Origin of the sequence: Streptomyces sp. NPDC058295, from assembly GCF_042880655.1 — a bacterium.
GTDB classification, from domain to species: Bacteria; Actinomycetota; Actinomycetes; order Streptomycetales; family Streptomycetaceae; genus Streptomyces; species Streptomyces coriariae.
On sequence record NZ_JBHVYO010000055.1, the window covers coordinates 39,968 to 49,652 of the forward strand.

Sequence of the window (9,685 nt, forward strand, 5' to 3'; positions counted from 1 at the left end):
GTGGTGGCGACGACAGCGGTTCAGGTCATCGCCCCGCCGTCGCCGTAGCGCCGCTCGAAGCGGGCGACCCGGCCCTCCGTGTCCACGGTGCGCGCCTTGCCGGTGTAGAAGGGGTGGCTCTCGGAGGAGATCTCCACGTCCACGACCGGGTAGGTCTCCCCGTCGTCCCACTCGATGGTCTGATCGCTGCCGGCGGTGGACCGGGTCAGGAAGGCGTAACCGGCGGTCCGGTCGCGGAACACGACCGCGTGGTAGTCGGGCTGCTTGTCCTGCTGCATGAGGGCTCCTCGTGCGATGGCGATGGCGATGGCGATGGCAAGGACGATGGCGCTGCCGACGGAGAGGGAGACGGCGGCGACGGGTCGGAGACGGTCGGGGTCGCCATGGACGGCTCAGCCGGACAGGGCGTCCTCGTCGACGATGTGCATCGCGGCCTCCTCGGCGGAGGCCGCCGCGCCGTCGATGCCCACGTCCGTGGCGATCAGTGCGCTCTCCTCGTCCTCGTGGGCTCCTTCGTCCGGCGCCACGAGCCTGCCGGAGCGAGCGGAGCCGACCTCGTTGTCGAGGAGTTCCCCGTCGGTGCCGTCGCAATCGCCGAGGCCGTCGCCGTCCGGCGCATCGGGCTCCGGGATCTCCTCCGCGAGCCGCTGATCAAGGCTCTCGCCCTGCCGGCGCTCCGAGGCGGTCACACCGTCGTGCTCCACCGCCCAGGGGCGGTCCGGCGGGGACCAACCGCGATCGAGAGGGTCCTCGACGCCGTCGTTCTCCAGCGTGTCCTCGGCATCGAGCAGTCCCGAGTCTTCCTGGATGTCGGACGCGTCGGGCTGGTAGACGTCGTCCCCCCATCCGTCGGCACTGTTCACGGGTACCTCCAGGGGGTGACGGCCCCGTACTCATCGCGGTCGGCGGCGGGGTGCCGCCGCACGGGGCACCGGTCGAGCGCGGTGTGTTCCGGAGGGATCCCGACTGCCTTCCGCGCGGGTGCCGCTTTCCAGCGTTCCACCCCGCTTCGGGACCGCGCAACGCCAGAGGACGTACGAAGGCCGCGCCGGGCCGCCTCCGCCCGGGCGCGGGGGCCGCGACCCGAGGCCGTCCCCGCCCCCGGGGCACCCAGCTCGCAGCCCCGCGAGCGGGCGGCCGAGGAGACCGGCCACGGCACCGGTCCGAGCGGCGCCCGAGACACCGACGCCGGCACTGGTACGCGCCTGGGCGCCGGTACCGGCACGGGCCTTGGCACAGGGACCGGCGCCGACGCCGACACCGGCGTGGACCCAGATACAGGCACCGGCACTGGCACCCGCGCGGGCCCGGACGCTGGCACCGGCAGCGGCGTAGCCCCAGACACCGGCACCGGCACCGACACCAGCACCGGCTCGGGCACCGACACCAGCACCGACACCAGCACCGACCCTTGCACCGGCCCGTACACTCGCGCCGCCCCCGCCGGAGGCGCTCTCACGCCTTGCGTCGGCGCCGACCGGCCGCCCCCGGCGCTTCGCTGCTCAGTCGTGCCACGACCGCCAGAGGGCCGCGTACGCGCCGTCCGCCGCGACCAGCTCGGTGTGGCTGCCCAGCTCGCTGATGCGGCCGTTCTCGACGACGGCGATGACGTCGGCGTCGTGGGCGGTGTGCAGACGGTGGGCGATGGCGACGACGGTGCGCCCGTCCAGGACGCGGGCGAGGGACCGCTCCAGGTGGCGGGCGGCACGCGGATCGAGCAGCGAGGTCGCCTCGTCCAGGACCAGTGTGTGGGGGTCGGCCAGGACCAGCCGGGCCAGGGCGATCTGCTGGGCCTGTGCCGGGGTGAGCGCGACACCGCCGGAGCCGACCTCGGTGTCGAGACCGTCGTCCAGGGCCCGGGCCCAGCCGTCCGCGTCGACCGCGCCCAGGGCCGCCCACAGCTCGGCGTCCTCGGCGCTCTTGGTGCTCTTCGCCTTCTCGGTGCCTTCCGCGGCCGTCGCGGCTGTCGCGGATTCCTCGCTCGGGTGGAGTCGCGCGTGGGGGAGGGCGAGCCGCAGGTTGTCGCGCAGGGAGCCCACGAAGACGTGGTGCTCCTGGTTCACGAGCGCCACATGGGAGCGGACCCGTTCCGCGGTCATTCGCGACAGCTCGGCGCCGCCGAGGGTGATCCGGCCGTCGCGCGGCGCGTAGATCCCGGCGAGCAGCCGCCCCAGTGTGGACTTCCCCGCCCCCGAGGGTCCGACCAGAGCCAGCCGGGTGCCGGGGGAGACCTCCAGGGTCACCTTGCGCAGCACGTCGACGCCCTCCCGGTAGCCGAAGTGGACGCGGTCGGCGTGCACGTCGCGCCCGTCCGGCACGATCCCGGAGTCTCCGCCGTCCGGTTCGATGTCACGCACTCCGACGAGTCGGGCGAGCGACACCTGGGCCACCTGGAGTTCGTCGTACCAGCGCAGGATGAGGTTCACCGGGTCGACGAGCATCTGCGCCAGCAGTGCGCCCGTCGTCAGTTGGCCGACTCCGATCCAGCCCTTCAGCACGAACGCCCCGCCGAGCATGAGGACCGAGCCGAGCACGGTGACGTGCACCATGTTGATGACCGGGAAGAGCACCGAGCGCAGCCACAGCGTGTAGCGCTCCCAGGCGGTCCACTGCTGGATGCGCTGCTCGGAGAGCGCGATGCGGCGGTCGCCCAGCCGATGCGCCTCCACGGTGCGGCCGGCGTCCACGGTCTCGGCGAGGGCGGCGGCCACGGAGGCGTAGCCGGCGGCCTCCGAGCGGTAGCCGGCGGGCGCCCGCTTGAAGTACCAGCGGCACCCGGCCACCAGCAGTGGCACCGCGACCAGGACGGCCGGCGCCAGCGGCGGCGCCGTGACGACGAGCCCGCCGAGCAGCAGCAGAGCCCACATCACGCCGATCGTCAGCTGGGGCACGGCCTCGCGCATCGCGTTGGCCAGCCGGTCGATGTCCGTCGTGATGCGGGACAACAGGTCGCCGGTCCCGGCCCGCTCCAGCACGCCCGGCGGCAGCCGCACGGAACGGACGAGGAAGTCCTCGCGCAGGTCGGCCAGCATCCGCTCGCCGAGCATCGCGCCGCGCAGCCGCACCTGCCGTACGAAGGCGGCCTGGACGACCAGGGCGAGCACGAACAGGGTGGCGATGAGCCCGAGATGGAGCTCGCGGGCGCCGTCCGACAGCCGCTCGACGAGGTCACCGAGCAGCCAGGGACCCACCATCGAGGCGACCGTGGCAACCGTGTTCACGAGCAGGAGGAGCAGAAAGGCGCGGCGGTGCCGGCGCAGGAGTTCGGCCACGTAGGCGCGGACGGTCGCGGGGGCGCCGACGGGCAGCGTGTTCGCCGTCGTCGGTGCCGCCGGGTCGTACGCGGGCGGCGCCACGCCGATCATGCGGTCTCCTCGATCTCTTCGCGTTCGATCTCTTCGAGTCGGTTGTCCGACAGGTCCTTGAACACACCGTCGAGGGAGGGCTCTTCGTCCTTGAGGGCCTCGCCCAGCGCGGCTTCCTCCTCGGTCTCCCTGGTCACCACGGCCCGGTACCGGGGCTCGGAGCGCAGCAGTTCGCGGTGTACGCCCACCGCGACGGCCTCGCCCTCGTGCACGAGCACGACCCGGTCGGCGCGGTCCAGCAGCAGGGGGGACGAGGTGAACACCACCGTCGTGCGCCCCGCCCGCAGTTCGCGCAGCCCCTCGGCGATCCGTGCCTCGGTGTGCGAGTCGACGGCGGAGGTGGGCTCGTCCAGGACGAGGACCTCGGGGTCCGTGTACAGGGAGCGGGCCAGCGCGAGGCGTTGCCGCTGGCCGCCGGAGAGGGACCGGCCGCGTTCGGTGATGCGGGCGTCCATGGGGTCGGCGGCGTCCAGCGAACCCTGTACGAGTGCGTCGAGGACGTCCCCGCACTGGGCGGCGGCCAGCGCGGCACCCGCGTCGACCGCACCCGAGGCGGGCACGTCGAGCAGGTCGCGCAGGGAACCGGACAGCAGCACCGGGTCCTTGTCCTGGACGAGGACCGAGGTGCGCGCGGAGTCCAGCGGCAGCTCGTTCAGCGGGACCCCGCCGAGCAGTACCGAAGGGCTGTCCTCCGGGGGATGCCCGCCCAGCCGCTCCGCCAGCTGGCCGGCCGCGTCCGGGTCGCCGCACACCACTGCGGTGAGCCGGGCGGTCGGGGCGAGCAGTCCGGTGGCCGGGTCGTACAGGTCGCCCGAGGGAGCGTCGGCCGCGCGCGAGCCACCGATGTCGGTGGCCCGCTCCAGGGACAGTACCCGGGCGGCGCGTTTGGCCGACGGGCGTGAGAAGGAGTAGGCCATCGCGATCTCCTCGAAGTGCCTGAGGGGATAGGCCAGGACCATGACGGAGCTGTAGACCGTGACCAGTTCGCCGACGGTGATGCGGCCCTCGCGGGCCAGGTGGACGCCGTAGCAGACGACCGTGATCAGCAGCAGGCCGGGCAGCAGCACCTGGATGGCGCTGATCAGCGACCACATACGGGCGCTGCGCACGGCCGCGTGCCGGACCTCCTGCGAGGCGCTGCGGTAGCGGTCGAGGAACAGTTCCTCGCCGCCGATCCCGCGCAGCACCCGCAGGCCGGCCACGGTGTCGGAGGCGAGTTCGGTGGCACGTCCGGCCTTCTCGCGCTGGACGTCGGCCCGTCGTGTCGCCGGGGGAAGCAGGGGCAGCACCGCGAGCGCGAGAACGGGCAGGCCCACGGCGACCACCAGGCCGAGCGCCGGCTGGTAGACGACCAGGCCGACGCAGACCAGCAGGACCGTGAGGGCCGCGGCGGTGAAGCGGGACACGGCCTCCACGAGCCAGCCGATCTTCTCGACGTCGCCCGTGGAGACGGCCACGACCTCACCGGCCGCGACCCGCCGGGTCAGCGCGGAGCCGAGCTGCGAGGCCTTGCGGGCGAGCAGCTGCTGCACCCGGGCGGCGGCGGTGATCCAGTTGGTGACGGCGGCGCGGTGCAGGAAGGTGTCCCCGATCGCGGTGGCGGCACCGAACAGGGCCATCGCGCCGCCGGTGAGGGCGAGCCGGGTACCGGAACGGTCCACGACGGCCTCGATGGCGAACCCGACGCAGAACGGCTGCGCCGAGACGGCGACGAAGTGCAGCAGCCCCCAGGCCAGGGACTTGAGCTGGCCGCCCAGTTGGTTGCGGCCGAGCCACCACAGGAAGCGGGGTCCCGAGCGTGCGTCCGGCACACCCGGGTCGGGGTACGGAAGGTCTTGGATCTGCATGACGTCCCAGTGGCTCGAGTCAGGGGGAGGGGGAGAGGGAGACGGGGTGGGGGAGGCGCGGACGGACGAGCGGAAGGTCCGCGGGTAGCGGCAGCAAACCGTGCAAGGTTCGCGTCGCGGCGTGGTCAAAATCAACCGGTTTTCCATGGCGGCGGCCGGATCCGGCAGCTGTCCGACACGGCCTGGATGTCCGGAACCTGCCGTTGACGCCGGGAAAGCGGTGCGAGCATGGGCCGATGCGACATGCCTATGCGCGGCGCGCGGGAGCCGCGCCGGTGATCTGCGGCCTGCTGCTCGCGGCTCTGTCCGCGTGCGGTGGTGCGGCCGTGCAACACGGGAGTGACGGTACGTCGGGAGCGGCCGGCAGGAGAGGCGGGAGCTCGCCGAGCGCCGCCGCGACGACCGGCGTCCCGGGGGTCGGTGACCGGCTGCAACGGCGGATCCCCGCTGTTTCCCGCCAGGTTGTGGCGGTGTACGGCGACGGGAAGGACTCCGCGGACGCCACCGTCGTGCTCTACGCCAGAAGGGGACCGTCCTGGGAGCGCGTCCGGAGCTGGCGGGGGCACAACGGCAAGAAGGGCTGGACCCCCCGGCACCACGCAGGCGACAACCGCAGTCCGGTCGGCGTGTTCACGCTCACCGACGCGGGCGGGGTCCTGGCCGATCCCGGCACCAGGCTGCCGTACACGCGGTCCGCCTCCTTCGCGGCGCCGCGCTGGTGGGCGCGGTCGCACTGGCACGACTTCGACTACGTCATCGCCATCGACTACAACCGGGTCAAGGGTGCGCCGCCCGACGACCCGACGCGGCCCGAGGGTGAGGAGAGGGGCGGGGGGATCTGGCTGCACATGGACCACGGCAGCGGCACGTCGGCCTGCGTCAGCCTGTCCCGGGCGGCGATGGAACAGCTGCTGCGCACCCTCGACCCGGATCGGCATCCCGTGGTGGTCATGGGGGACAGGGACGCGCTGAAGGCCTAGCTCTCGCGGAGGCGTCATTGCGGGGAACGGTCGACTCCCCGTAGAACACCGGCCATGAGAAGCCGGATCATCATGTCCATGCTCACCGGAGCGATCCTCCTGGCGAGCACAGTCCTGGGCAGCGGCACGGCGCGAGCGGACGCCTCCCCGTCCTTGACGTCATCGTCGCCCCCACCGTCCGCGTCCTCTTCGTCTTCGTTCGCCTCCGCCTCCGCCTCCGCCCCTGCCTCTGCGTCGGTCGAGGTCCCCGCCGAGTTCGGGAGCGACTGGCACGACCCCCTCACCGCCGCCCCGCCCGTGACCAGGCCCCATGCCAAGAACTGCCGAGTCACCCTCGCCGAGGCGCAGTTCCGCGACTTCACGCCGTACCGGGGCTCGTACACCCCGCCGGACGGCTGCGGCGACCGCTGGAGCAAGGTGGTGCTGCGTCTCGACGGCAAGGTCAAGGGACGGCAGTTCGACCGGCTCGGCTATCTGCACGTCGGAGGCGTGGAGATCTTCCGTACCTCGACGCCCGAACCGTCGCCCGACGGGATCGAGTGGTCCGTCGAGAAGGACGTCACCCGCTACGCCGACACATTCCGCTCCGCCCGGGACGTGGAGATGCTCATCGGCAACGTCGTCGACGACACCTACACGGGCGTGATCGACGTCAAGGTGACGCTCACCTTCTACGAGGGGAAGCCGGCCGCCACCACCCCCGATCGGGTCCTCACCCTGGCCGACGGTCCGGGCGGCACGACCCTCACCACGCCCCGCAACAGCGAGCGCGTCGTCGCCGAGGTGTACGCCACCGGATCGGGCGGCGGGTGCGAGGAGTACTGGTATCTGACCGTGCCCGCGAACGCGCCGTACTCCTGCCGGTCGGACGACGGGCCGTATCGGGAAGTGCAGGTCGAGGTCGACGGACAACTGGCCGGAATCGCCGCCCCCTTCCCGACCGTCTGGACCGGCGGTTGGTCCAACCCCTTCCTCTGGTACGTGGTTCCGGGCCCCCGGGCCTTCGACATCAAGCCGATCGAATACGACCTGACCCCCTTCGCCGGGATCCTCAACGACGGCCGTCCGCACCGCGTGGAGGTGTCCGTCGTCGGGGTGTCCGAGGGGCAGAGCGGCTGGAGCACACCCGTCAACGTGCTTGTCTGGCAGGACCCGGGGAAGACCGTCGTGAGCGGCGGCCTCCTGACGCACGAAGCGGGTGAACTCACCGACTCCGCCACCTACACGCCCGGCACGGAGCACCGCGTCGACACCGAGGGCGGGCACCGGCTGACCGTCGCCGGGTACCTCGACACCTCGCACGGACGCGTGCGGACCACGGTCGCCCGCGCCCTCGCGAACACCTCCGCGCACCGCTGGACCGACGGTGAGACGGTGGACGGCCTCGACGCCACCTGGACGGACCAGGAGTCGGTCACCGTCGACGGCCGCGGACCGGCCCGTACGACGCGCGCCCACCGGACCTACACGATGAACGGCACCACCACCCTCGGCGCGGACGACCGGCTCCGCACCGTGCTGACCCTCGGTGACCGGGCCGACTCCGTGACGACCCGGAACGGCCGACGCACGTCGTGGTCCCGGTTCGACGACACCTACACGGGTGATGCCACCTTCACCGTCAACGTGCCCCGGGACCAGCGCCATGCCGTTGGTACGACGAGCGAGCGCTACCGGCTGTACGGCTCGGACGGCTGCTACGACCGGCGACTGACCACGAGGCAGGGGGTGCTGACCGAGGATCACGGAGGCTGCTGAGCCGGAACGCGTGCGACGCGTCACTCGGGGTGGGATTTACACAGCGGAAACGCGCAGGCCTCGTGCGCGATCAACGGCACCTTCACAGTGATCGCCACGGAAGCCGCTTTCCGCATCGCAGAAGTCCAGTCCGTCCCCGTCAGGGCTTCCGCGTGCCGCCATCCCCCCAAGGAGTGCCCGTGCCGCCGTCCGTCCCGTCCCTGCCGCGACGCGTCGCACGCATACTGCGTACCTCACTCTTCGCGCAGGTCGCCTGCGCGCTCGTCCTCGGAATCGCCGTCGGAAAGCTGTGGCCCGACGTGGCCACGGATCTCCAACCGCTCGGCGACGGTTTCACCCGGCTCATCAAGACGATCATCTCGCCCCTGGTGTTCTGTGTGGTCGTCGTCGGCATCGCCAAGGCCGGTGACCTGAAGGCCTTCGGCCGGATCGGGCTCAAGGCCCTGATCTGGTTCGAGGTCGCGAGCACGCTCGCGCTGGTCATCGGTCTGCTCGCCGCCAACATCGTCCAGCCCGGCTCGGGGATGAACGTCGACCCCTCCACGCTGGACACCTCGGCGGTCGACGCGAAGACGGGCGGCGGTTCGCTGCCCTCGACGACCGAGTTCGTCGTGAACGCGCTCCCCACCAGTTTCATCGGCGCCTTCGCGGAGAACTCCCTGCTCCAGGTGCTCATCCTGGCCTGTCTGGTGGGCGCCGCGCTGCTGCACCTCGGCCACACCAGGGTGCCGAAGGTCCTGCCGGCCGTCGAGCAGGCTCAGGAGATCATCTTCGCGATCGTCGGCTTCGTCATGCGGCTCGCGCCGATCGCCGTGTTCGGTGCGATGGCCGTCCTGATCGGCAACTACGGACTGGGCGTCATCGAGACCTACGGCAAGCTGATCGTCCTGTGCTACGTGGCCGCCGCCCTGTTCATCACGCTGCTCGCCGTCGCCCTGCGGCTGGTCACCGGCCTGAGTCTGTGGAAGTTCCTGCGCTACATCCGCGAGGAGATGCTCCTCGCGCTCGGCACCGCCTCCACCGAGTCCGTCATGCCGCGTGTGATGCAGAAGCTGCGCAAGGCCGGCGCGCGCGACGACGCCGTGGGCCTGGTGCTGCCCACCGGCTACTCCTTCAACCTCGACGGTGCCTCGCTCTACCTGTCCATCGGCACCCTGTTCATCGCCCAGGCGGTGGGCGTGGACCTCAGCCTGGGCCAGCAGATCACCGTGATCCTGGTGCTCATGCTCACCAGCAAGGGCATGGCCGGCATCCCCGGCTCGGCCTTCCTCGCCCTGTCCGCGACCGCCTCCTCGCTGGGGGCCATCCCCGCGGGCGCCGTCGCCCTGCTGCTGGGCGTGGACCGCATCATGGACTCGATGCGCGTCGTCACCAATCTCCTCGGCAACTGTGTGGCGGTCTTCGCCGTCTCCCGCTGGGAGGGTGCGCTGGACCTGGAGCGGGCCAGGAAGGTCCTGGACGGCGAGACCGTCGCCCTGCCGGACGAAGAGCCGGACGGCCGTCCGAAGCCGGCGGGGTCGGGACCGGCTGGTTCGGCTGGTTCGGCCAGTCCAGCGGGACCGGCTGGTTCGGAAGCGGAGGCCGGGCTTCCCGTGGTCGTCTCCGCCGGGTCCGGCTCCGGGTCCGGGTCCGGGTCCGGGTTCGAGCCCGCCAAGGAGACCGCCCCCGAAGCCGGTTGACCGGACGGCGCCGACGCATCAGCGGGCCGTGGCCGCCCCTCCCGTAGTACGGAGGG

General features: G+C 72.0%; 7 protein-coding genes. 3 read left to right on the forward strand and 4 right to left on the reverse strand.

Translation table 11 applies throughout. The annotated features are described in order from the left end of the window. Nucleotides 1-20: 20 nt before the first annotated feature. The 4 genes from ACFVYS_RS37445 to ACFVYS_RS37460 all read right to left on the reverse strand — a co-directional run bounded on the left by ACFVYS_RS37445 (nt 21) and on the right by ACFVYS_RS37460 (nt 5,212). Nucleotides 21-278, reverse strand: a complete 258-nt coding sequence (locus tag ACFVYS_RS37445; RefSeq protein ID WP_362268261.1) for a type B 50S ribosomal protein L31 — start codon at nt 276-278, stop codon at nt 21-23. 114 nt (nt 279-392) lie between these two features. After that, nucleotides 393-863, reverse strand: a complete 471-nt coding sequence (locus ACFVYS_RS37450; protein WP_389509472.1) for a DUF5709 domain-containing protein — start codon at nt 861-863, stop codon at nt 393-395. A gap of 639 nt (nt 864-1,502) precedes the next feature. Further along, nucleotides 1,503-3,365: an ABC transporter ATP-binding protein gene (locus ACFVYS_RS37455; RefSeq protein WP_389509474.1), complete on the reverse strand. Its 1,863-nt coding sequence runs from the start codon at nt 3,363-3,365 to the stop codon at nt 1,503-1,505. Then, the gene (locus tag ACFVYS_RS37460) at nt 3,362-5,212 is read right to left on the reverse strand and encodes an ABC transporter transmembrane domain-containing protein (protein ID WP_389509476.1); all 1,851 of its coding nucleotides are present in this window, start codon (nt 5,210-5,212) and stop codon (nt 3,362-3,364) included. The genes ACFVYS_RS37455 and ACFVYS_RS37460 overlap by 4 nt, the downstream gene beginning before the upstream one ends. A gap of 236 nt (nt 5,213-5,448) precedes the next feature. Here ACFVYS_RS37460 and ACFVYS_RS37465 point away from each other — a divergent pair, with 236 nt between their 5' ends. The 3 genes from ACFVYS_RS37465 (at nt 5,449) to ACFVYS_RS37475 (ending at nt 9,629) form a co-directional block, all read left to right on the forward strand. Then, entirely contained in the window at nt 5,449-6,192 is a 744-nt protein-coding gene (locus ACFVYS_RS37465; RefSeq protein ID WP_389509478.1) for a L,D-transpeptidase family protein, read from the forward strand. A gap of 54 nt (nt 6,193-6,246) precedes the next feature. Further along, nucleotides 6,247-7,950, forward strand: coding sequence for a peptide-N4-asparagine amidase (locus ACFVYS_RS37470; RefSeq protein ID WP_389509480.1), 1,704 nt, complete (start codon nt 6,247-6,249; stop codon nt 7,948-7,950). Nucleotides 7,951-8,129: 179 nt separating this feature from the next. Continuing rightward, nucleotides 8,130-9,629: a cation:dicarboxylate symporter family transporter gene (locus ACFVYS_RS37475; protein ID WP_389509482.1), complete on the forward strand. Its 1,500-nt coding sequence runs from the start codon at nt 8,130-8,132 to the stop codon at nt 9,627-9,629. Nucleotides 9,630-9,685: the final 56 nt, after the last annotated feature.

Bases quoted from the DNA above. Each gene is read 5' to 3' on its own strand.
- ACFVYS_RS37465 (WP_389509478.1), top strand. From the start codon at position 5,449: ATGCGACATGCCTATGCGCGGCGCGCGGGAGCCGCGCCGGTGATCTGC.
- ACFVYS_RS37470 (WP_389509480.1), top strand. From the start codon at position 6,247: ATGAGAAGCCGGATCATCATGTCCATGCTCACCGGAGCGATCCTCCTG.
- ACFVYS_RS37460 (WP_389509476.1), bottom strand. From the start codon at position 5,212: ATGCAGATCCAAGACCTTCCGTACCCCGACCCGGGTGTGCCGGACGCA.
- ACFVYS_RS37455 (WP_389509474.1), bottom strand. From the start codon at position 3,365: ATGATCGGCGTGGCGCCGCCCGCGTACGACCCGGCGGCACCGACGACG.
- ACFVYS_RS37445 (WP_362268261.1), bottom strand. From the start codon at position 278: ATGCAGCAGGACAAGCAGCCCGACTACCACGCGGTCGTGTTCCGCGAC.